At 69.8% G+C, this 25,323-nt stretch carries 7 protein-coding genes; 6 read left to right on the top strand and 1 reads right to left on the bottom strand.

The features are described 5' to 3' along the window. Positions 1 to 54: 54 nt before the first annotated feature. Complete coding sequence (sepIVA, locus tag K3U93_RS07860) at positions 55 to 792, bottom strand: cell division protein SepIVA (protein ID WP_071509014.1); 738 nt, start codon at positions 790 to 792, stop codon at positions 55 to 57. Positions 793 to 1,005: 213 nt separating this feature from the next. On the opposite strand from sepIVA, the gene K3U93_RS07855 reads away from it, so the two are divergent. The 6 genes from K3U93_RS07855 (at position 1,006) to K3U93_RS07830 (ending at position 25,323) form a co-directional block, all read left to right on the top strand. Beyond that, complete coding sequence (locus tag K3U93_RS07855) at positions 1,006 to 1,749, top strand: thioesterase II family protein (RefSeq protein ID WP_071509009.1); 744 nt, start codon at positions 1,006 to 1,008, stop codon at positions 1,747 to 1,749. 589 nt (positions 1,750 to 2,338) lie between these two features. Then, positions 2,339 to 4,090: a long-chain-fatty-acid--AMP ligase FAAL26/FadD26 gene (gene fadD26, locus K3U93_RS07850; RefSeq protein WP_071509010.1), complete on the top strand. Its 1,752-nt coding sequence runs from the start codon at positions 2,339 to 2,341 to the stop codon at positions 4,088 to 4,090. Continuing rightward, positions 4,087 to 8,853, top strand: a complete 4,767-nt coding sequence (locus K3U93_RS07845; RefSeq protein ID WP_220688599.1) for a type I polyketide synthase — start codon at positions 4,087 to 4,089, stop codon at positions 8,851 to 8,853. Before fadD26 ends, K3U93_RS07845 begins: the two co-directional genes overlap by 4 nt. Positions 8,854 to 8,882: 29 nt before the next feature. After that, positions 8,883 to 13,427 (top strand): type I polyketide synthase, encoded by a 4,545-nt coding sequence (locus tag K3U93_RS07840; RefSeq protein ID WP_220688615.1) that lies wholly within the window; start codon positions 8,883 to 8,885, stop codon positions 13,425 to 13,427. Next, positions 13,424 to 19,900 carry a type I polyketide synthase gene (locus K3U93_RS07835; RefSeq protein WP_220688598.1) on the top strand — a complete coding sequence of 2,159 codons (6,477 nt, stop codon included), beginning with the start codon at positions 13,424 to 13,426 and terminating at the stop codon, positions 19,898 to 19,900. Before K3U93_RS07840 ends, K3U93_RS07835 begins: the two co-directional genes overlap by 4 nt. Then, positions 19,900 to 25,323 (top strand): type I polyketide synthase, encoded by a 5,424-nt coding sequence (locus tag K3U93_RS07830; protein ID WP_083012531.1) that lies wholly within the window; start codon positions 19,900 to 19,902, stop codon positions 25,321 to 25,323. The genes K3U93_RS07835 and K3U93_RS07830 overlap by 1 nt, the downstream gene beginning before the upstream one ends.

Genomic DNA, 25,323 nt, shown 5'->3' with positions numbered 1-25,323 from the left:
GTCATGCCAGGCAAAGCCGGCAATCGCGCTCCCCGCGCCCGACGGACGAGAGCGCTAGCGCGTCGCGTAATCGTGCGTGCCGGCCGCCGTCCTCAGCTGGTGGCGCCCGCGGCCCACGGACCGCAGTGTGCCGTTGAGGAACTCCTCGAATTCGGCGAGCTTGTTGTCGACGTAGACGTCGCATTCACCGCGCAGCCGGTCGGCCTCGGCGTGCGCCGTATCGATGAGACGGGTGGCTTCGGCGTTGGCGGCCTGCACCACCTCGTTTTGCGACACCAGACGCTGCTGCTCCTTGATGCCCTCCTGCACGGCCTTCTCGTAGGAGATGTTGCCGTTTTCGATCAGCCGGTCGCATTCGGCCTGGGCGCGGCCGACGCTGGCCTCGTACTCGCGTTTCGCCGCCGTGGCGATGCGAATCGACTCCTCGCGAGCCTCGCCGACCATCCGTTCGCTGTGCTGGCGGGCCTCGCTCACCATCCGGTCGGCCTGCGCTTTCGCGTCGGAAAGGAGCCGGTCGGCCTCGGCCCGGGCGTGGTTGAGCGTCGACTCCGACTCGGTGGTCGCCGAGGAGACCATGGACTCGGCGTGCGCCTTGGCGTCCTGCAGCATCGAGTCACGCGCGTCGAGCACGTCCTGGGCGTCGTCCAGCTCGCCGGGGATCGCATCTTTGATGTCGTCGATCAGCTCCAGCACGTCACCGCGGGGCACGACGCAGCCGGCCGTCATCGGCACGCCACGCGCTTCTTCGACGATGGCGCCCAATTCGTCCAGCGCTTCAAAAACTCGGTACACGGCCACACCCTCCTGGCGTCTTGCACAATCCCGGCTGTTACCAGTGTGCCTGCTGTTACTTCTGTGACAGCGGCGGCGCGCCGGTGTGTCGAGATTGGCTTGAGCGGAAGCCTACGCCGGCCGAACGTTCGAAGCCCAGGTCACGGCCCCAGCGAGCCCCAACAGGCCCCGGCAGACGCCCGGCCGTGTTCGGCGTCGAGGTAGCCTGGCGCGGTGAACCGGCCCACCGACCGAAGCGCGGGCGACGCAAATTCGGCCGCACCCACGCTCTATATATTTCCGCACGCCGGCGGGTCCGCTACCTATTACGTCCCGTTTGCCAAGGCATTCTCCACGGATATCAAGCGGGTCGCCGTCCAGTACCCGGGGCGGCAAGATCGGGGCCTGACGGAGCTCACCAGCATTCCCGCCCTGGCCGACGAAATCTTCACCATGATGGCGCCGTCCGCTCAGGCTCGAGGACCGGTGGCCTTTTTCGGCCACAGCATGGGCGGGCTGCTGGCCTTTGAGGTGGCGCTGAGGTTTCAATCGGCCGGACACCCGGTCGCCGCCCTCTTCGTGTCGTCCTGCGCGGCGCCGGGTCATATCCGGTACCAGCAACTACAGGGATCCGATCACGACATCTTGAATCTGGTCGCCCAGGTGACCGGCACAAAGCCCGAGCTCTTGGCCAACGACGAATTCGCCTCGACGATTTTGCCCACCTTGCAAAGCGTCCGGGCCATTGCGGGTTACACCCGGCCACCCGACGTCATGGTTTCGTGCCCGATCCACGCATTCGTCGGCGATAACGACATCATTGTGGCCGACGAGAACATGATGGCCTGGTCCGACCGCACCACGGGCGAGTTCTCCATCCGGGTATTCCCCGGGCATCATTTCTACCTCAACAGCAATTTGCCGGCGCTGGTGAAAGACATCGAGGACAGGACTCTCGACCGGTGCGGCCGGGCTTAGCCGCATGGGCGCCCACGGCGACCGGCCGGTCTCGGGGGGCCATCGGTGGTTGCCGGCCGAAAGTTTGCCAGGCATTCCGTTGGGGATTGAACCGCGCCGACCCCGGCCCGCGGCGGGCCGGGGTCGCAGGGCGACTGATCGGGGTCGCGCAGCGCCACGCGGGGCCGCTTGGCGGCGCGGGTTGCGCCGTGAAAACGGTGCGCGGGTCCCAAAAGAACCGGGCCGTCAGCACCGGAATGCCCACACCTAACGCCACGCTACTGACTATTCGTCACCACCGCACCACCAGCAACACGAATTGTTTTCACTTGCAAGCAGTTATGCTCCGCCGGAACGCGAATCCCACGGCGATGGCTGACTTTTGACGCGACCACACCGCGCGGCTAGCAATCGAACCTGTGGATTTGTTAAATCGCGTCCTTTCCCGATGAAGGATTGCTTACTTTGCTTGCAGACACTGGTTGTCGGCGCCCTAGGAGGGGGCGCCACCCAGCACAAGGCTTCATGGGGCCCGCAAAGCTGTTCGACATCCGTCGCATAGAGTTCGTGCCCATGCTAAGCGTTGGTCACAAAACGGGAAGGTGAGCCGATGCCGGTAACCGCCACGTCCATACCTGCCCTGCTGCAGGAGCGGGCCGACCAACGGCCCGACGCGGTGGCGTTCACGTACATCGACTATGAGCAGGACGCGGCAGGGTTTGCTGAGAGCCTGACGTGGTCACAGGTTTCGCGACGCGCGAGCATGCTGGCCGAGGAGCTCGCCCTGTGCGGCTCGCCGGGCGACCGGGCGGTGATTTCGGCGCCGCCGGGACTGGAATACGTCGTGGCCTTTCTCGGGGCGTTGCAGGCCGGTTTCATCGCGGTACCGCTCTCGACACCGCAATTCGGCAGCCACGACGAGCGGGTTTCCGCGGTGCTGCGCGATTCGCAGCCCGTGGCCATCCTCACCACCTCGGCCGTGGTCAGCGATGTCAACAAGTACGCCTGCCCCCAGAACGGGCAGCCCGCCCCGCTCGTCATCGAGGTCGACCTTCTCGACCTGGATTCGCCCCGCGAACCGCTGAGCGCTCCTCGTTGCTCGTCCGGCGCCGCGTATCTGCAATACACATCGGGGTCGACGCGCACGCCGGCCGGCGTCATCGTGTCCCACCAGAATGTCATCGCCAACGTGACGCAAGGAATGCACGCTTACTTCGGGGATCCCACACGGATTCCGCCCGTGACCGTCGTGTCGTGGCTGCCGCTCTACCACGACATGGGCCTGATTCTCGGGATTGGCCTGCCGCTGATGTCCGGGCGCAGTGCGGTGTTGATGAGCCCCATGTCCTTCCTGCGGCGTCCGGCCCGGTGGATGCAACTTCTCGCCAAAAGCCGCCGGTCCTTTTCCGCGGCACCGAATTTCGCGTTCGAGCTGGCGGTGCGCAGGACGTCCGACGACGACATGGCCGGGCTGGACCTCGGCGACACGTACGGAATCATCAACGGCAGCGAGAGAATCCACGTCGCCACGGTCAAGCGTTTCACCGAGCGGTTCACCGGTTTCAATCTGAACCCGGCGGCGATACGGCCGTCGTACGGGCTGGCCGAGGCGACCCTTTACGTGGCCACGTCCGACGCCGGCCTGCCGCCCAAGGCCGTTCGCTTCGACTACGAGGACCTGACGACCGGTCAGGCCAGGCCCTGCGGGAACGAGGGCGCGGTGGGCACCGAACTCGTCAGCTACGGTTCGCCCGACCCATCGTCCGTGCGAATCGTCAACCCGGAGAACCGAATCGAGAATCCACCGGGGACGGTCGGTGAGATCTGGGTGCGCGGCGAGCATGTGGCCCTGGGGTATTGGCGCAAGCCGGAACAAACCGCGCACGTCTTCAACGCCCGGTTGGTCGACCCCGCGCCGGGAACGCCGGAGGGGTCCTGGCTGCGAACCGGAGACCTGGGCGTCATCGCCGACGGCGAACTATTCATCGTGGGCCGCATCAAAGACCTTCTGATCGTCGACGGCCGCAACCACTATCCCGACGACATCGAGGCGACGATCCAGGAAATCACCGGCGGCCGGGCCGCGGCGATATCGGTGCCCGACGACATCACCGAGCAGCTGGTGGCGATCATCGAACTGAATCATCGCGGGGCCTCCGAGGAAGAGGCGGTGCTCAAACTTCGCTCGGTGAAACGCGAAGTCACATCGGCGATATCGAAGTCGCACAGTCTGCGCGTCGCCGATCTGGTTCTGGTGCCGCCCGGTTCGATACCCGTCACCACGAGCGGCAAGATCCGGCGTTCGGCGTGCGTCGAACGCTATCGAAGCGACGGATTCAAACGGCTGGACGTGGCGGTATGACGTCCGGCATCAACGATGAAGCGGACCTTCGCCACTGGCTCGTCGACTACCTGGTGACAAATATCGGCTGCACACCGGACGAGGTGGATCCCGACCTGTCGCTGGCCGACCTAGGCGTGAGCTCTCGCGAGGCGGTCGTGCTCTCTGGCGAGTTGTCAGAGTTGCTGGGCAAGAACGTCTCTCCGATCGAATTCTGGCAACACCCGACGATCAACACGTTGGCCGCGTACCTCACCGCCCCGGAGCCCGAGCCCGAGGCGGACGCCGCACTCAAGCGCCCCATTCGAAACTCGCTCGACGAACCGATCGCCGTCATCGGGATGGGGTGCCGCTTCCCGGGGGGCATATCGGGGCCGGAAGCGTTGTGGCAGTTCCTCTGTGAGCGCGGTTGCTCGATCGGGCAGGTCCCGCCCGAACGATGGCGGCCATTCGAAGACGGCTCACCCGAGGCGGCGGCGGCGCTGGCCCGCACCACGCGGTGGGGCTCGTTCCTGCCCGATATCGACGCCTTCGACGCGGAGTTTTTCGAGATCTCCCCCAGCGAAGCGGACAAGATGGACCCGCAGCAACGCCTGCTACTGGAGGTGGCCTGGGAAGCGTTGGAGCACGCCGGAATCCCACCCGGCGCGCTACGGCGATCACAGACGGGAGTGTTCGCCGGGGCATGCCTGAGTGAATACGGCGCCATTGCCTCCACCGATCTGTGTCAGGTCGACGGATGGAGCAATACCGGCGGCGCGACGAGCATCATCGCCAACCGGCTCTCCTATTTCCTGGACCTACGCGGTCCATCCGTGGCGGTGGACACCGCATGCTCGTCGTCGTTGGTGGCGATCCACCTTGCCTGCCAAAGCCTTCGGACCCAGGATTCCCATCTGGCAATCGCGGCCGGCGTGAATCTGCTGTTGTCCCCGGCGGTTTTTCGTGGTTTCGACCAAGTGGGCGCGTTGTCACCGACGGGCAAGTGCCGCGCGTTCGATGCGGCGGCCGACGGGTTTGTGCGGGGCGAGGGCGCCGGGGTGGTGGTGCTCAAGCGGCTCACCGACGCGCAGCGCGACGGCAACCGGGTGCTTGCGGTGATCTGCGGCTCGGCGGTCAACCAGGACGGCCACTCCAACGGGCTGATGGCCCCCAACCCGGCCGCCCAGATGGCGGTGCTGCGCGCCGCCTACACCAACGCGGGGATGCAGCCGAACGAGGTCGACTATGTCGAAACTCACGGGACCGGAACCCTATTGGGTGACCCCATCGAAGCGCGCGCGCTCGGCACGGTGCTGGGTCGCGGCCGCCCCGAGAATAGTCCCCTTCTCATCGGTGCGGTGAAGACGAACATCGGTCACACGGAGGCGGCCGCCGGAATCGTGGGCTTCATCAAGGCGGTGCTGGCGGTCGAACGCGGCCAGATTCCGCCGAATCAACGCTTCGAAAGCCCGAACCCGCACATCCCCTTTGATGATTTGCGAATGAAAGTTATTGATACACAAACTGACTGGCCGGACACGGGGCGCCCGCGCCGGGCCGGGGTGTCGTCGTTCGGATTCGGCGGCACGAACGCGCACGTGGTGCTCGAGCAGGGCCAGGACGTGACCTTGGCACCCCAAGCGGGCTCCGATCCGGCGGTGTCGACGCTGGTGGTGTCGGGGAAGTCGGCGCGGCGGGTGGCGGTGACGGCGTCGGTGTTGGCGGAGTGGATGGAGGGCCCCGGCGCCGACGTGGGTGTGGCCGAGGTGGCGCATACGCTTAACCATCACCGGGCCCGGCACGCCACCTTCGGCACCGTGGTGGCCCGCGATCGCGCCCAGGCGGTAGAGGGGCTGCGGGCGTTGGCCACTGGCCAGCGCGCCCCGGGGGTGGTGGGTCCGGCCGACGGTGCCGTCGGGCCGGGCACGGTGTTCGTCTACTCCGGACGCGGGTCGCAGTGGGCCGGGATGGGCCGCCGACTGCTGGCCGAGGAGCCCGCGTTCGCCGCCGCGGTCGACGACCTGGAGCCGGTCTTCGTTGAGCGGGCAGGGTTTTCGCTGCGCCAGATGCTCGAGCGCGGCCAGGAGCTGGTCGGTATCGAACAGATCCAGCTGGGCGTGATCGGCATGCAGCTGGCCCTGACCGCGCTGTGGCGCTCCCACGGGATTACCCCCGATTTGGTGATCGGGCACTCCATGGGAGAGGTCGCCGCCGCCGTGGTCGCCGGCGCGCTCACCCCCGCCGAGGGGCTGCAGATCACCGCGACGCGATCGCGGCTGATGGCACCGCTATCCGGGCAGGGAGCCATGGCGTTGCTCGAACTCGACGCCGCCGCGACCGAGGCGTTGATCGCCGACCATCCGCACGTCACGTTGGGGATCTACAATTCGCCGCGGCAAACGGTGATTTCGGGGCCCACCGGTGAGATCGAGGCGTTGATCGAAGCGGTGCGCGCCCAGAATCGGTTTGCCAGCCGGGTCAATATCGAGGTGGCCCCGCACAATCCGGCCATGGACGCCCTGCAACCCGCGATGCGTTCGGAGCTGGCCGACCTGGCGCCGCAGACACCGACCATTCCGATCCTCTCCACCACGTACGAAGACCTCGATATCCGCCCGGTGTTCGATGCCGAACACTGGGCCACCAACATGCGCAACCCGGTGCGCTTCCAACAGGCCATCACCCGCGCGGGCGCCGACCACCACACCTTCATCGAAATCAGCCCCCACCCCCTCCTCACCCAGGCCATCCTCGACACCTTGCACGCCGCCCAACACGGCAGCAAATACACCAGCGTGGCCACCCTGCAGCGCGACGCCGACGACACCGTCACCTTCCACACCCACCTCAACACCGTGCGCACCACCCCACCCCAAACCGCGCACCCAACCGAACCACACCCCGCCCTGCCCACCACCCCCTGGCACCACACCCACCACTGGCTCACCACCACACCGGTCACGCTGCAACTGCCGGAAACCCCGCGCCGCAACGGTTTTGCGCCCGTTGGTGCGGCGGGGTCCGAGTACCTGGACGGCTGGTGCTACCGACTGACGTGGCCGGCGAAGCCCCTTGCCGATGCCGGGCAGACTGCCGGGGGTGGCCGGTGGCTGGTGGTGGGTGGTACCGACCTGGCCGCCGAATTGGGCTCCGAATTGGGCCATGCCGCAGTCACGTTGGCCGCCGACGCCGATCCGGCGGCGCTGGCCACGGCGCTCGGCGGCGTCGACCGCGTGCTCTACGCGCCCCCGGCCCCCGGCGACCCCCTTCACGTCGGGTCGGCCTACCAACTCTTCCACGAGGTGCGCCGGCTGGCCGCGGCGATGGTCACCGCCGGTTCGCCGGCCACGTTGTTTGTCGTGACCCGCAACGCCCAGCCCGTCACGGACGGCGATCGAGCCAACCCCGCCCACGGGGTGCTGTGGGGCCTGGGACGCACCCTCGCGCTGGAACACCCCGAAATCTGGGGCGGCATCATCGATTTCGACGGCTCGGTGCCCGCCGAGCTGGCCATGCCGCGGCTGCTGAGCGAGGTCACCGGCGGCGATGGCGAAGACCAGGTGGTCTACCGGCGGGGTGTGCGGCACGTGCCGCGGCTGCAACAGCGAACCGTGCCAACCGATTCGCCGGTCGCGCTGGACGCCGGCGCGTGCCAGCTGGTCATCGGCGCCACCGGCAACATCGGGCCGTACCTGATCGGCCAGCTGGCCCGGATGGGCGCAAAGACCATCGTCGCGGTGTCCCGCAACCCCGGCACCCGCCTGCAGGAACTGTCCGAAAGCCTTGCCGCGCAAGGGATCAACCTCGTCACCGTCGCCGCCGACGCCACCGACGAGGCCGCCATGGGCGCGCTGTTCGACCGGTTCGGCGCCGACCTACCACCCCTGGAAGGCATCTACCTGGCGGCCTTCGCCGGCCAACCCGTCCTGCTCGACGACATGACCAACGACGACGTCCACGCGATGTTCGCACCCAAGCTCGACGCCGCCGCGCTATTGCACCGACTGTCGCTGAAAACACCGGTGCGCCACTTCGTGCTGTTCTCCTCCATCTCCGGGCTGACCGGCTCCCGCTGGCTGGCCCACTACACCGCCACCAGCGGCTACCTCGACGCCCTCGCCCACGCGCGCCGCACCCTGGGGTTGCCGGCCACCACCGTCAACTGGGGACTGTGGAAGTCCCTGGCCGACGCCCAAGGCGATGCCGGCCAGATCAGTGTGGAGTCCGGGTTGCTGCCCATGGACGACGAGGTCGCGATCACCGCGCTGCCGCTGGCGATGAGCCCCGCCGCCGGAACGCATTCCGTCGTGGTCGCCGCGGATTGGCCGCTGCTCGCGGCCGCCTACCGCACCCGCGGATCGCTGCGCATCGTCGACGACCTCCTGCCGAAATCTTCCGACGCGTCGCCGATCCCGGCGCGGGATTGGTCGCGTCTGTCACCGGCGGAGGTGCGCGACGAGTTGCACACCGGGCTGCGTGGCATCGCCGCCCGCGAGCTGCGGATTCCGGAGTCGGACCTGGAATCCGACCGGCCGCTCGCCGAGCTGGGCCTGAATTCCCTTATGGCAATGGCGATTCGGCGCGAAGCCGAAATGCTCGTGGGCATCGAGTTGTCGGCGACCATGCTGTTCAACTATCCGACCGTCGCGTCACTGGCCAAATATCTAACCAAACTTGTGGCACCGCAAGCTGATTCAGAAAAAGACGAGATCGCGGCGCTGTCCGCTTCGGCGGGAAGCACATTGGACAGCTTGTTTGACCGCATCGAGTCGTCGTCTGTCGCCGCCGAGGAGCCGGCGTAGTGCGAACTGTTTACAGCCGGGTTTCGGGCATGACGGCGCAGCAGCGCGCCGCCCTATCCGACGAGTTTTCCCGGGCCGCGCGCACCGCCATGGCCGAACCCGTTGCGGTGGTGGGGATTGGCTGCCGCCTTCCGGGCGACGTGACCGGGCCGGAGAGCTTCTGGGAACTGTTGGTCCAGGGCCGGAATGCGATCTCCGAGATCCCGGCGGATCGCTGGGACGCGGAGGCTTTCTACAGCCCCGACCCGTTGACCCCCGGGCACATGACGACCAAGTGGGGCGGTTTTGTGCCCGACATCGCCGGCTTCGACGCCGAGTTTTTCGGCATCACCCCGCGCGAAGCCGCCGCGATGGACCCGCAGCAGCGCATGCTGCTCGAGGTCGCCTGGGAAGCCCTCGAAAATGCCGGCATCCCAACGGATTCGCTGGCCGGCACCCGCACCGGCATCATGGTCGGCGCCTACTTCAACGAATACCAGTCCATGCTGGCCTCCAGCCCGGACAAGGTGGACGCCTACACGGGAACCGGCAACTCGCACAGCATCACCGCGGGACGGATCTCGTACCTGCTGGGGCTGCGCGGTCCGGCGGTGGCGGTCGACACGGCGTGCTCGTCGTCCCTGGCGGCCATCCACCTCGCCTGCCAGAGCCTGCGGCTGCGGGAGAGTGACTTGGCGCTGGCGGGCGGGGTCAGCGTGACCCTGCGTCCCGAGACCCAAATCGCCATCTCCGCATGGGGACTGCTGTCCCTCCGGGGCCGGTGCGCCACCTTCGACGCGGCGGCCGACGGGTTTGTGCGCGGCGAGGGCGCCGGGATGGTGGTGCTCAAGCGGCTCACCGACGCGGTGCGCGACGGGGACCGGGTGCTGGCGGTGGTGCGCGGCTCGGCGGTCAACCAGGACGGCCGGTCCAACGGCATCACCGCGCCGAACACCGCGGCCCAGTGCGACGTCATCGCCGACGCGCTGCGGTCGGCCGACGTGGCGCCGGAAAGCGTGCACTACGTGGAGGCCCACGGGACCGGAACGGCGCTCGGGGATCCGATCGAGTTCGAGGCGCTGGCGGCCACGTATGGTCGCGGCGACGGCTCGTGCGCGCTGGGGGCCGTGAAGACGAACATCGGGCATCTCGAGGCGGCGGCCGGGGTGGCCGGGTTCATCAAGGCGGTGCTGGCGGTGCAGCGTGGCCGGATTCCGCCGAACCTGCATTTCTCGCAGTGGAATCCGGCGATCGACGCGTCGCCGACGCGTTTTTTCGTTCCCGTCGACAACGTTGCCTGGCCGTCGGATTCGGGTCCGCGCCGGGCGGCGGTGTCCTCCTTCGGCCTGGGCGGGACGAACGCGCACGTGATCGTCGAGCAGGGTCCGGAATTGTCGCCCACCACCGAGCGCGAGCCCGACACCGGGATATCGGTGTTGGTGGTGTCGGGGAAGTCGGCGCGGCGGGTGGCGGTGACGGCGTCGGTGTTGGCGGAGTGGATGGAGGGTCCCGGGGCCGGGGTGGGTGTGGCCGAGGTGGCGCATACGCTTAACCATCACCGGGCCCGGCACGCCACCTTCGGCACCGTGGTGGCCCGCGATCGCGCCCAGGCGGTAGAGGGGCTGCGGGCGTTGGCCACTGGCCAGCGCGCCCCGGGGGTGGTGGGTCCGGCCGACGGTGCCGTCGGGCCGGGCACGGTGTTCGTCTACTCCGGACGCGGGTCGCAGTGGGCCGGGATGGGCCGCCGACTGCTGGCCGAGGAGCCCGCGTTCGCCGCCGCGGTCGACGACCTGGAGCCGGTCTTCGTTGAGCGGGCAGGGTTTTCGCTGCGCCAGATGCTCGAGCGCGGCCAGGAGCTGGTCGGTATCGAACAGATCCAGCTGGGCGTGATCGGCATGCAGCTGGCCCTGACCGCGCTGTGGCGCTCCCACGGGATTACCCCCGATTTGGTGATCGGGCACTCCATGGGAGAGGTCGCCGCCGCCGTGGTCGCCGGCGCGCTCACCCCCGCCGAGGGGCTGCAGATCACCGCGACGCGATCGCGGCTGATGGCACCGCTATCCGGGCAGGGAGCCATGGCGTTGCTCGAACTCGACGCCGCCGCGACCGAGGCGTTGATCGCCGACCATCCGCACGTCACGTTGGGGATCTACAATTCGCCGCGGCAAACGGTGATTTCGGGGCCCACCGGTGAGATCGAGGCGTTGATCGAAGCGGTGCGCGCCCAGAATCGGTTTGCCAGCCGGGTCAATATCGAGGTGGCCCCGCACAATCCGGCCATGGACGCCCTGCAACCCGCGATGCGTTCGGAGCTGGCCGACCTGGCGCCGCAGACACCGACCATTCCGATCCTCTCCACCACGTACGAAGACCTCGATATCCGCCCGGTGTTCGATGCCGAACACTGGGCCACCAACATGCGCAACCCGGTGCGCTTCCAACAGGCCATCACCCGCGCGGGCGCCGACCACCACACCTTCATCGAAATCAGCCCCCACCCCCTCCTCACCCAGGCCATCCTCGACACCTTGCACGCCGCCCAACACGGCAGCAAATACACCAGCGTGGCCACCCTGCAGCGCGACGCCGACGACACCGTCACCTTCCACACCCACCTCAACACCGTGCGCACCACCCCACCCCAAACCGCGCACCCAACCGAACCACACCCCGCCCTGCCCACCACCCCCTGGCACCACACCCACCACTGGCTCACCACCACGGCCGCAAGCCCACAAGTGCTGGCGCCGTTGGGATCTCAGCATCGCAACGGCGTCGCGGTGAGCGCGGACGGGGCGTCACGGGGCACTGGCGGCCCCCTCGACGACTGGTGCCATCAGGTTGTCTGGCCGGTCAAGCCCCTCGCCAATGCCGAAGATCCACGCGCCGGCCGGTGGCTGGTGGTGGGCGACGCCGACCCGGCCGCCGACCTGGCCGCCGAATTGGGCTCCGAATTGGGCCATGCCGCAGTCACGTTGGCCGCCGACGCCGATCCGGCGGCGCTGGCCACGGCGCTCGGCGGCGTCGACCGCGTGCTCTACGCGCCCCAGGCCCCCGGCGACCCCCTCGACGTCGGGTCGGCCTACCGACTGTTTCATCAGGTGCGCCGGCTATCCGCGGCGATGGTCGCCGCCGGTTCGCCGGCGCGGCTGTTCCTCGTGACCCGCAACGCCCAGCCCGTCACCGACGGCGATCGAGCCAACCCCGCCCACGGGGTGCTGTGGGGCCTGGGACGCACCCTCGCGCTGGAACACCCCGAAATCTGGGGCGGCATCATCGATTTCGATGCTTCGACGCCCGCCCAGGTGGTGGCCAGGCAAGTGCTCAACGAGACCAGCTCCGCCGATGGCGAAGACCAGGTCGTCTACCGGTCGGGGGCGCGCCACGTGCCCCGGCTGCGCAAACACATCCTGCCTACCGGGCCGGTCGCGCTGGACGCCGAGGCCAGCCAGCTGGTCATCGGCGCCACCGGCAACATCGGGCCGCACCTGATCGGCCAGCTGGCCCGGATGGGCGCGAAGACCATCGTCGCGGTGTCCCGCAACCCCGGCACCCGCCTGCAGGAACTGTCCGAAAGCCTTGCCACGCAAGGGATCAACCTCGTCACCGCCGCCGCCGACGCCACCGACGAGGCCGCCATGGGCGCGCTGTTCGACCGGTTCGGCGCCGACCTGCCACCCCTGGAAGGCATCTACCTGGCGGCCTTCGCCGGCCAACCCGTCCTGCTCGACGACATGACCAACGACGACGTCCACGCGATGTTCGCACCCAAGCTCGACGCCGCCGCGCTATTGCACCGGTTGTCGCTGAAAACACCGGTGCGCCACTTCGTGCTGTTCTCCTCCATCTCCGGGCTGACCGGCTCCCGCTGGCTGGCCCACTACACCGCCACCAGCGGCTACCTCGACGCCCTCGCCCACGCGCGCCGGGTCATGGGGTTGCCGGCCACCACCGTCAACTGGGGACTGTGGAAGTCCCTGGCCGACGCCGAACACCAATTCAGCCAGGTCAGCCTGGGATCCGGGTTGCTGCCCATGGATGATCAGACCGCCATCGCCGCGCTGCCGCTGGCGATGAGCCCCGCCGCCGGAACGCATTCCGTCGTGGTAGCCGCGGATTGGCCGCTGCTCGCCGCCGCCTACCGCACCCGCGGATCGCTGCGCATCGTCGACGACCTCCTGCCGGTCGCGGATGAGACGGCCACGCCGGACAGCGAATTCCGTCTCGCCCTGCAGAAATGCCGGCCGGAACGTCGCCGCGACATGCTGCACCAACAGGTCAGCACGCTGGCCGCCAAGGTGATGGGCCTGCCGCCCAACGAGTCGCTCGATCCCTCGACCGGCTTCTTCCAACTCGGGATGGACTCGCTGATGAGCGTCACGCTGCAGCGGGCGTTGTCCGACAGCCTCGGCGAATCCCTGCCCGCGTCCGTGATTTTCGACTATCCGACCGTCTACGACCTCACCGATTACCTGGCCGGCGCGCTGCCCGAGCTCACCGAGGTCGGCGGCGAGCCGGTCGCCGACGCCTACGACGAACTCACCGAAGCCGAGTTGTTGGAACAACTTTCGGAAAGACTACGAGGAACGCGATGACCACCCCGACGTCGGACCGCAGGGCGATCATCACCGAGGCGCTGCAGAAGATCGACGACCTCACCGCGCGCCTGGAAATCGCCGAGAAGGCCGGCACCGAGCCGATCGCGGTCGTCGGGATGGGCTGCCGGTTGCCCGGCGGGGTAAACGGCCCGGAGGAGTTCTGGGACTTGTTGTGCGACGGGCGAAGCGGCATCGTCCGGGTTCCCCCCGAACGGTGGGACGCTGACGCCCTGTTCACCGAGGACCACACCGTCCCGGGAACGATCTGCAATCGCGAGGGCGGCTTCCTTTCCACCTGGCGGCCGGACGAGTTCGACGCGGAGTTCTTTTCCATCACCCCGCGCGAGGCGGCGGCGATGGACCCGCAGCAGCGGTTGTTCCTCGAAGTCGCCTGGGAGGCACTGGAAAACGCGGGCATTCCCCCGCACACCGTTCGCGGAACCCAAACCTCGGTCTTCGTCGGCGTCACCGCTTACGACTACATGCTCACGATCTCCGGCGCCGTCCGGCCCGAAGACCTCGACGCCTACGTCCTCACCGGAAACTCGGCGAACTTCGCCGCCGGGCGGATGGCCTACCTGCTCGGGGCTCGCGGTCCCGCCATGGTCCTGGACACGGCGTGCTCGTCGTCGCTGGTGGCCATCCACCTTGCCTGCCAGAGCCTGCGCTGGCGCGAAAGCGACACGGCGCTGGTCGGTGGCACCAACCTGCTGCTGAGCCCGGGAACCAGCATCGCCTGCTCGCGGTGGGGAATGCTGTCGCCGGAGGGACAGTGCAAGACCTTCGACGCGAACGCCGACGGGTACGTGCGCAGCGAGGGCGCCGGGGTGGTGGTGCTCAAGCGGCTGTCCGACGCGCAGCGGGACGGCAATCGCATCCTCGCGGTGGTACGCGGCTCCGCGGTCAACCAGGACGGCGCCAGCAGCGGGGTGACCGTTCCCAACGGCCCGGCGCAGCAGGCGCTGCTTCGCCAGGCGCTGACGTCGGCCAAGTTGACGCCGGCCGACATCGATTACATCGAGGCGCACGGAACCGGCACTCCGCTCGGCGACCCGATCGAACTCGACTCGCTGAGCAAGGTTTTCGCCGACCGGCAGGGCCGCGCGCCGCTGGTGCTCGGAGCGGTGAAGACCAACCTCGGTCACCTGGAGGCCGCCGCCGGGATCGCCGGATTCATGAAGACCGTGCTGGCCGTCGGCCGCGGCCGCATCCCGCGCAACCTGAACTTCAACGAGCTCACCCCGCACGCCAGCGAGGGCGCGTCGCGGCTGACCATCGCAACCGAGGACATGGAATGGCCGACGACCGGGCAACCGCGCCGGGCCGGGGTGTCGTCGTTCGGCGTGAGCGGCACGAACGCGCACGTGGTGATCGAGCAAGCGCCCCAACCGGTTTCGTCCCCCCGTGAGGCGGCGCCGGCGGTGTCGACGCTGGTGGTCTCGGGCAAGACGGCGCGGCGGGTGGCGGCGACCGCGTCGGTGCTGGCCGAGTGGATGGAGGGCCCGGGCGCCGACGTGGCACTCCCCGACGTGGCGCACACCCTCAACCATCACCGGGCCCGGCACCCCACCTTCGCCACGGTGGCCGCCGTGGACCGCGCCCAGGCCGTCGCCGGGCTGCGGGCGCTGGCCGCCGGTGAGCCCGCCCCGGGCGTGGTGGGCTGCCCCGAGGGCTCCGTCGGGCCGGGCACGGTGTTCGTCTACTCGGGTCGCGGATCGCAGTGGGCCGGGATGGGCCGCCAACTGCTGGCCGACGAACCCGCGTTCGCCGCCGCCGTCGACGACCTGGAGCCGGCATTCGTTGAGCAGGCAGGTTTTTCGCTGCGCGAGGTGCTCGAATGCGGCCAGGAGCTGGTCGGCATCGAACGGATCCAGCTGGGTCTGATCGGCATGCAGCTCGCGCTGACCGCGCTGTGGCGCTCCCATGGGATCACCCCCGACCTCGTCATCGGGCACTCCATGGGCGAGGTCGCCGCCGCCGTGGTCGCCGGCGCGCTGACCCCCGCCGAGGGACTACGGGTGACCGCGACCCGATCCCGGCTGATGGCGCCGCTGTCCGGGCAGGGCGGCATGGCGTTGCTCGAACTCGACGCCGCCGCCACCGAAGCGCTGATCGCCGACCACCCACACGTCACGCTGGGGATCTATAACTCGCCGCGGCAGACCGTGATCGCCGGACCCACCGGCGACATCGACGAGCTGATCACCCGGGTGCGCGCCCAGAACCGGTTCGCCAGCCGGGTCAATATCGAAGTGGCCCCGCACAATCCGGCCATGGACGCCCTGCAACCCGCGATGCGTTCGGAGCTGGCCGACCTGACCCCCCGCACACCCACGATCCCCATCATCTCCACCACCTACGAAAACCTCGACACCCGCCCGGTGTTCGATGCCGAGCACTGGGCCACCAACATGCGCAATCCCGTGCGCTTCCAACAGGCCATCACCCGCGCGGGGGCCGACCACCACACCTTCATCGAAATCAGCGCGCACCCCTTGCTGACGCATGCCATCAGCGAGACCCTGGGGGCGAGCTACGTGAGCATCGGCACCCTGCAACGCGATTCGCACGACACCCTGACCTTCCACACCAACCTCAACGCCGCCCACACCGCCCAGCCGCCCCAAACCCCCCACCCGCCCGAACCGCACCCCGTCCTGCCGCCCACCCCGTGGCAGCATACCCAGCACTGGATCTCCACGACGACCGCCGCGCACCACGCGCCGGACACGCACCCGCTGCTCGGCATCGGTGTCACCGACCCCACCAACGGCACCCGGGTGTGGGAATGCGAGCTCGGCCCGGACCTGCTGTGGCTCGCCGATCACGTCATCGACGACCTCTGCGTGCTGCCGGGCGCGGCCTACGCCGAGGTGGCGCTGGCGGCCGCGACGGACGCATTCGGGGGCCGGGAAGGCCCAGAGGACCGGCCCTGGATGATCCGGGAGCTCGGTCTTCATCAGTTGCTGCAGGTGACCTACGGCACCAAGCTCGTCACGACGCTCACCGGCGACGAGCGGACCTGCCACATCGAAATGCGCACCCGCGGCGCCGCTTCCGGGTGGATCAAGCACGCCACCGCCACGGTCACCCGCGACACGGCCGGCGCGCCGCCGCGACCCGCGGCCGGCGACCCGGCGACCGAACTCGACCCCGACGACCTGTATCAGCGGCTGCGCGGCGCGGGGCAACACCACGGCCCGGCGTTTCGCGGAATCGTGGGCCTCGCCGTCGCGCAGTCCGGTGACGCCCGCGCCGAAGTGCGGCTGCCCTCGCCGGCGAGGGCGGGTTCCCGCAACTTTGTGCTGCACCCCGTGATGATGGACATCGCGGTGCAGGCACTCGGCGCCACCAGGGTGGCGACCGACCTGGCCGGGGGGCGGGTTGCGCGCCAAAACCTCGTGGTGCCGGTGCGTTTCGCGGGCATCCACGTGTATGGCAACGTGGCCGACGGTGTCCGCTCGATCGGCTCACTGGCCACCACCGACAGCCCGGACCGGCTCGTCGGCCGCGTCACGCTGACCGACCGGGAGGGCCGGCCGCTGCTCGTCATCGACGAGGTGGAGATGGCGGTGCTCGGATCGGGCGGCGGCGCAACGGAACTCACCGGCCGCCTGTTCACGGCCGACTGGGAGCCCGCGCCGCTGGACAAACCGGCCGACACGCTCGGGGGCCTGTTGCTGATCGGCGACCCCGCCGGCGACCCGCTGCTGCCCGCGCTGCGGTCGTCGCTGAGCGACGGCGCCGCCGACGTCGAGCCGGTGTCGGCGACCGACGCGGCGGCGGTGCGCGCGGCGATCACCCGAACCCAGGGGCGTGACGGCATCGTCGTGGTCTGCCCGCCGCGAGCCGTCGACGAGTCGCTGCCGGACGAGGCCCAGCTGGACCTGGTGCGGGAACGCACGCTGCTGATCGCCGACATCGCCAAGACGGTGACGCGCATGGGCGACCGCAACACCCCGCGGCTGTGGATCGTCACCCGCGGAGCCCAACAGCTCGACCCCGGTGATCGAGTCACGTTGGCGCAGACGCAGCTTCGCGGAATCGCGCGGGTGCTGGCATTCGAGCACCCGGAACTGAAGACCACCATCGTCGACGTCGAGGCCGACGGCGCAGGCTCACTCGCCGCCCTGACAAAGGAGTTGCTCGCCGGTGGCGACGCCGACGAGATCGCCCTGCGCGACGGCCGGCGGCACGTGCACCGGCTGGTGCCCGCGCCCACCACGGCGAGCGGTGACCTCGTCCCCGAATCCCGCCGCACCGTCGTGAACCTCGACGGCGGGGGCGCCGTGCGGCTGCAGATCGACCAACCCGGGCGGCTGGACGCGCTGAAAGTGCATGCGGTGAAGCGGATCCCGCCCGGACCCGGGCAGGTGGAAGTGCGCGTCCTCGCCGCGGGCCTCAACTTTTCCGACGTGCTCAAGGCGATGGGCGTGTATCCCGGGCTCGACGGCGCCCCGCCCGTGATCGGCGGCGAGTGCGTCGGCGTCGTGACGGCCCTCGGCGCGGGCTCTAACTCGATCCAGGTCGGGCAGCGCGTCATCGCCTTCGGCCCCGGCACATTCGGCTCGCACCTGACAACCCTCGCCGACCTCGTCGTCCCGGTTCCCGACACGCTGCCCGATGGTGAGGCGGCCGCGTTCGGCATCGCGTACCTGACCGCCTGGCACTCGCTGTGCGAGGTCGGGCGGCTGGCGCCCGGCGAACGCGTGCTCATCCACTCCGCCACCGGAGGTGTCGGGCTGGCGGCGGTGTCGGTCGCCAAGATGATCGGCGCGCGCATCTACACCACGGCCGGCTCGGATGCCAAGCGCGACATGCTCTCCGGGCTCGGCGTCGAGTACGTCGGCAACTCGAGAACGGTCGACTTCGCCGACGAAATACTCGACGCCACGGACGGCTACGGTGTGGACGTCATCCTCAATTCGCTTCCGGGCGAAGCGATTCAACGCGGCGTCAAGATCCTCGCCCCCGGCGGCCGGTTCATCGAGCTGGGCAAGAAGGACGTCCACGCCGACGCCAGCCTGGGGCTGGCCGCGCTGGCGAAAAGCGCGTCCTTCGCCGTCGTCGACCTCGACCTGAACCTGAAGCTGCAGCCGGCGCGGTACCGCGAAATGCTCGGACGCATCCTCCGGCACGTCTCGGACGGCGACCTGCAGCCACTTCCCGTCACCGAGTTCGGCCTGCGCGAGGCGGCCGACGCCTTCGCGCTGATGGCATCCGGCCGGCACACCGGCAAGATCGCCGTCTCGATACCCGCCGAGGGCACCGTCGAGGCGATCGCGTCGCCGCCACCGCAACCGCTGGCCAGCCCGGACGGCGGATACCTCGTCGTCGGCGGCATGGGTGGCCTCGGCTTCGTCGTCGCGCGGTGGCTGGCGGAACAGGGCGCGGGATTGGTTGTGCTGAATGGGCGTTCGGCTCCCAGCCCCGACGTCGCGGCGGCGATCGCGGACATGAACGCCGCGGGCGGCCGGATCGAGGTCGTCACCGGCGACATCGCCGAGCCCGGCACGGCCGACCGGCTCGTGCGGGCCGTCCAGGACGCCGGTTTCCGGGTGGCCGGAATCCTGCACAGCGCAATGGTTCTCGACGACGAGATCGTGTTGAACATGTCGGACTCGGCCGCCCGGCGGGTGTTCGCCCCGAAGGTCACCGGCGGCTGGCGGCTGCACCGGGCCACCGCCCACCTCGACGTCGATTGGTGGCTGACCTTCTCGTCGGTGGCCTCCCTGCTGGGCGCGCCCGGCCAGGGCGCGTACGCCGCCGCGAACTCCTGGGTCGACGGCCTGGTCGCCCACCGGCGCTCGCTCGGGCTTCCCGCCGCCGGAATCAACTGGGGCCCATGGGCCGAGGTGGGCCGAGCCCAGTTCTTCGCCGACCTCGGCGTCTCGATGATCACCGTCGAGCAGGGGCTGGCGGCAATGCGGCTGACGCTCGCGGCCGACCAGGCCCGCACCGGCGTGTTCAGCCTCGACGTCCGGCAGTGGTTCCAATCCTTCCCCGCGCTGGCGGGTTCGTCGTTGTTCGCGAAGCTGCACGACTCGACGGTCGAGCGGCGCGGCGGCGGCGCGATCCGCGCCGAACTGGATGCCTTGGAAGGTGAAGCCGCCGGCGAGCGCCCGGCCCGTCTCGCGGCCGTGATCGCCGACGAAATCCGCGCGGTGCTGCGCTCGACCGAGCCGATCGATCACCGGCGGCCCATGGAGTCGCTCGGCCTCGACTCGCTGATGGCCCTCGAGCTGCGCAACAGGCTCGAGGCCAGCCTGGGCACGACGCTGCCGGCCGCCCTGGTCTGGGCGTACCCGACCATCACCGATCTCGCCGCCGCCATGTGCGAACGCCTCGGGTATGCGCCGGCCGACGCCGAGCAGACGTCCGACACCGAAACCGAGCTGTCGGACGAGGAAATGGAATTGCTGTCCGACCTCGTCGCGGCCAGCGAGCTGGAAACCGCAACGGGGGAGTAATGAGCAGTCTTGCCGAACGCGCGGCACAGATGTCACCGAAGGCGCGCGAGGTCCTCGCACGCGAGCTTGTGCGCGCGGGAACGGCGTTCCCGACCGAGGTTGCCGAGCCGGTGGCGGTGGTCGGGATCGGCTGCCGGTTGCCGGGGAATGTGTCTGGGCCGGAAAGCTTTTGGCAGCTGCTGATCGACGGCCGCGACGCCGTCGACGAGGTGCCGGCCGACCGGTGGGACGCGGACGCGTTCTACGACCCCGATCCGCAGGCGCCCGGGCGGATGACGACGAAATGGGGGGGCTTCGTCGACGACGTCGCCGGGTTCGACGCCGACTTCTTCGGCATCACCCCCCGCGAAGCGGTGGCGATGGACCCGCAGCAGCGGATGCTGCTCGAGGTCACCTGGGAGGCCCTCGAACACGCCGGCCTGCCGCCGGATTCGTTGAGCGGCAGCCGAACCGCCGCGATGATGGGGTTGTCGGCGTGGGACTACACGATCCTCAACCTCGAGCGTCGCGCCGAGATCGACGCGTACATGAGCACCGGAAACCCGCACAGCGCCGCGGTGGGACGGATTTCCTATCTGCTGGGGCTGCGCGGCCCGGCGGTGGCCGTGGACACCGCGTGCTCGTCGTCGTTGGTGGCGCTGCACCTGGCCTGCCAAAGCCTGCGGCTGCGGGAAAGCGACGTGGCACTGGCGGGTGGGGTGCACCTGTCGCTGTCGCCGTTCACCAGCATCGCGTTGTCCAAGTGGTCCGCCCTGTCACCGACGGGCCGGTGCAAAACCTTTGACGCCCTGGCCGACGGGTTCGTGCGCAGCGAGGGCTGCGGGGTCGTGGTGCTCAAGCGGCTGGCCGACGCCACCCGCGACGGCGATCGCGTGCTGGCCGTGGTCCGCGGCTCGGCGATCAACCAGGACGGCCGATCCAACGGGATGACCGCCCCGAACGCGGCGGCGCAGCGTGACGTGATCACCACCGCGCTGCGCCTTGCCGACGCGGCGGCCGACAGCGTGAACTACATCGAAACCCACGGCACCGGAACCATTTTGGGCGACCCGATCGAGTTCGAGGCGCTGGCCGCCACCTACGGCCATGTAAAAGGGCAGAGCGAGGGCGGCTGCGCGCTGGGATCGGTCAAGACCAACCTCGGGCATCTGGAGGCGGCCGCCGGGATCACCGGATTCATCAAGGCGATCCTGGCGGTGAACCGGGGATACGTTCCGCCCAATCTGCACTTCACCCGGTGGAACCCGGCCATCGACGCGTCCTCGACCCGGCTGTTCGTGCCGACCGAGGGCACCGCGTGGCCCACCGGCGGCACGACACACCCTCGAAGGGCCGCGGTGTCGTCGTTCGGCCTCAGCGGCACCAACGCGCACGTGGTGATCGAGCAGGCGCCCGATCCGGTGCCGGCGCCGCAGCCAGGGCCCGCCCCGGCGGTGTCGACGCTGACGGTGTCGGGCAAGACGCCGCAGCGGCTGGCCGCGATGGCCGCGACGCTGGCCGACTGGCTGGCCGGCCCCGGGGCGGCGGTCCCGCTCGCCGACGTGGCGCACACGTTGACTCATCGCCGGGCCCGCCACGGCTGGTTCGGCGCCGTGGTCGCCCGCGATCACGCCGCCGCGGTGACGGGCCTGCGCGCCCTGGCCGCCGGCACCCCGGCGCCGGGGGTGGTGGGCGCCGCGGAAGCCATTAACGGGCCCGGCACGGTGTTCGTCTACTCCGGCCAGGGCTCGCAGTGGGCCGGGATGGGCAGGCGGTTGCTGGCCGACGAGCCGGCGTTCGCGGCGGCCGTCGCCGAACTGGAGCCCGAATTCGTTGCCCAGACCGGGTTTTCGCTGCAGCAGACTCTCGCCGAGGGCCGCGAGGTGGTCGGCATCCACAACATCCAACCGATGCTGGTGGCCATCCAGCTGGCCCTGACCGCGCTGTGGCGCTCGTACGGGGTGACGCCCGACGCGGTGATCGGGCACTCCATGGGCGAGGTGTCGGCCGCGGTGGCGTCCGGGGCGCTGACCCCCGCCGAGGGGTTGCGGGTGATCGCCACCCGGTCGGCGCTGATGGCGCGGCTGTCCGGCCAGGGCGCGATGGCCCTGCTCGAACTCGACGCCGACGCCGCCGACGCGCTGATCGCCGACTACCCGCAGGTGACGCTGGCCGTGCACGCCGCGCCGCGCCAATCGGTGATCGCGGGCCCACCCGAGCAGGTGGACGCGGTCATCGCGGCGGTGGCCGCCCGCAACCTGCTGGCCCGGCGCATCGAGGTCGACGTCGCCTCCCATCACCCGATCATCGACCCGGTGCTGCCGCAATTACGTTCGGCACTAACCGATTTGGCGCCCAAGGCGCCGACCATCCCGATGATCAGCACGACGTACGAGGGGCCCGCGCCACTGCTGGACGCCGACTACTGGGCGGCCAACCTGCGCAACCCGGTGCGCTTCCACCAGGCCGTCACCCAGGCCAGCGGCGGCGGCCACCGATTCATCGAAATCAGCCCCCACCCGCTGCTCACCCACGCCATCGCCGACACCCTCGGCGGGGCCGACGCGCTCGCCGTCGGCACCCTGCACCGCGACACCGACGACACCGTCGCCTTCCACGCGCAGCTCGCCGCCCTGGGCCACACCCCGCCGGCCAGCGCACACGGTCGGCTGGCCGACGTTCCGGTAACCCCTTGGCAGCACACGCAATTCTGGGTCGCCGACCGGTCGGGGATGTCGGATTCGGTCGCCGCCCACCCGCTGCTCGGTGTGCACATCGAAGTTCCGTCCAGCCGGGACCACGTGTGGCAGGCCGATGTCGGCACCGAGGTGTCCCCGTGGCTGGCCGACCACAAGGTGTTCGGCCAGGTCGTCATGCCGGGCGCGGCGTTCGCCGAAATCGCCCTGGCCGCGGCGAGCGAAGCGTTGGGCGTGCCGGTCGAGGCCGTGTCGATCAACCAACTCGAGGTCGAGCAGATGCTCACCCTCGGCGACCACACGCAGTTGACGACGCAACTGACCCGCGGCGCCGACGACAAGACCCGGATCGAAATCCATTCCCGCTCCTCGGGCCGCGAGTGGTCCCGGCACGCCACCGCCAAGGCCGAGGTGCGGGCGTCAGAAGCTTCCGGAGCTTCCGGGACCGCCGCCGATCGGCCGGCGCCGGCCGGCCTCGGCGAAACGGCCGTCAAACCGGCCGTCAAACCGGCCGACGTGTATACCGTCCTGCGGCAGGCCGGCCAATTCCACGGTCCCGCCTTCGCGGCATTGACCGCGATCCACCGGCTGCCCGGCGGTGCCGTCGAAACCGAGATCACCCTTCCTGACGAGGCGCCCCGGCATCCCGGGTATCGCATCCACCCCGTCATGCTGGACGCGGCCCTGCAGGGTTTGGCCGCCGCCATGCTCGACGGCGAGCTCGCCGGGCATGCCGAAGCCAGTTATCTGCCAGTGTCATTCGACACGGTCCGGGTGTACCGCGACCCCGGCCGGCGCGCCCGCTGCCGGGCCCAGCTGACCAGCCTCGACGACGGCGGCCTGGGGAAGCTCGGCAGGATCGTCCTGACCGACGACGCCGGAAACGTGACCGCCGAAATCAACGACATCTATCTGCGCCGCGTCGAGCGGCGCAGCGTGCCACTTCCCCTGTCGCAGAAGATCTTCGACACCACCTGGACACCCAAACCAGTTAGCGCCACGCAGTCCGAGGCCCCCGGAAGTTGGCTCGTGCTCACCGATGCGCCGGCACCCGAGGTCGAGCGATTCGTCGCGGGCTGGCGTTCACCGGCGCGCCGGGTGATCACCGCCGATCTGGGCGACGAGCCCGCCATGCTCGCCGCATTCGCCGACACGGCGGGCGATCCCGAGCGTCCGCCCGTCGGCGTGGTCGTCTTCGTGCGGCCCAACCCGGGCGTCACCGACGACGGGATCGCCCAGGCGCGCGAATCTCTCTGGGCGGTCTCGACCGTCGTTCGCGCGATCGTCGGCGGCTGGCATGGTCAGTCACCGCGGCTGTGGCTGGTCACCGAGGCCGGCCTCGCCGTGCGCGACGAGCCGGGCCAGCCCGGGATCGGCGCGTTGAAGGGCCTGGTGCGGGTGCTGGCCTACGAGCACCCCGAGCTGCGTACCACGCTGGTCGACCTCGACGCCACCCGGGATCCGGTGGCGGCGCTGAATGCCGAACTCGGGTCGGCGGTTTCGGGCCCGATCGACGACGTGGTCGCGTGGCGGGGCGGGCAGCGCCACGTCGAGCGGCTGTCCCGGGCGACCCTCGGCGAGCCCACGCGCGACGTCGTCGTCCGCCCGGGAGCGTCCTACATCGTCACCGGCGGCCTGGGCGGCCTGGGCCTGGTCGTCGCGCGGTGGCTGGTGGACGCCGGCGCGGGCCGGCTGGTACTCAACGGCCGCAGCGAACCCTCGGACGAGCAGCGAGCGGTCCTGGCCGAACTGGAACGCAAGGCCGAAATCGTTGTCGTCACAGGCGATGTGACGGCGCCGGGCGTGGCCGAAAAGCTGGTGGCGGCCGCCGGCGAGTCGGATCTGCGCGGCGTCCTGCACGCGGCGGCGGTGCTCGACGACAGCCTGGTGTTCTCCATGACCAAGGACAGCGTGGAGCGGGTTTGGGCGCCCAAGGTCACCGGGGCGTGGCGGATGCACCAGGCCAGCACCCGCTGCCAGCTGGACTGGTGGCTCGGATTCTCGTCCACCGCTTCCCTACTGGGCGGGCCGGGACAGGCCTCCTACGCGTGCGCGAGCGCCTGGCTCGACGCGCTGGTCGACTGGCGCCGGGCGTCGGGTCTGCCTGCGGCGGTGATCAACTGGGGGCCGTGGGCGGAGGTCGGGCTTGCCCGCACCCTGACCGGCGGTGCCCTCGATCCCATCACCCCGGCCGAGGGCACCGCGGCGCTGGAACCGCTGCTGGCCACCGACCGGCGCCACACCGGCGTCGGGCGGCTACGTCCCGACCGGGCGCTGATCGCCTTCCCCGAGATCCGCAACCTCGGCTATTTCACCAGTGTGGTCGAGGAATTGGACGCCGCCGGTGACGGCGGCGACTGGGCCGGTCCCGACGCGCTGACGGGCCTCGAGCCCGGCGAGGCGCAACGCCTGATCACGGACCGGCTGCGCGCGCGCATCGCCGCGGTCATGGGCTACGCCGACCGATCGGCCGTCGATCTGGCCGTGCCGCTGATCGAGCTGGGGATGGATTCCCTGATGGCGGTGCGCATCCGCAACACCACCCGCGCGGATTTCGGGGTCGAGCCGCCGGTGGCGCTCCTGTTGCAGGGGGCGTCGCTGCACGACGTCACGGTCGACCTGGTCCGCCAGCTCGGCCTCACCGGGCACGCGCAGGCACCCGACGCCGGGGATGCCGTTCGCGACCGGGCACAGCAACGCGCGGCGGCGCGCCAACAAGCCGCGATGCGGCGGAAGCGAGGACAATAG

Origin of the sequence: Mycobacterium malmoense, assembly GCF_019645855.1 — a bacterium.
GTDB lineage: Bacteria > Actinomycetota > Actinomycetes > Mycobacteriales > Mycobacteriaceae > Mycobacterium > Mycobacterium malmoense.
The sequence above is the reverse complement of the archived record's forward strand: the minus strand, read 5'-3'. Positions and strand labels throughout refer to the sequence as shown.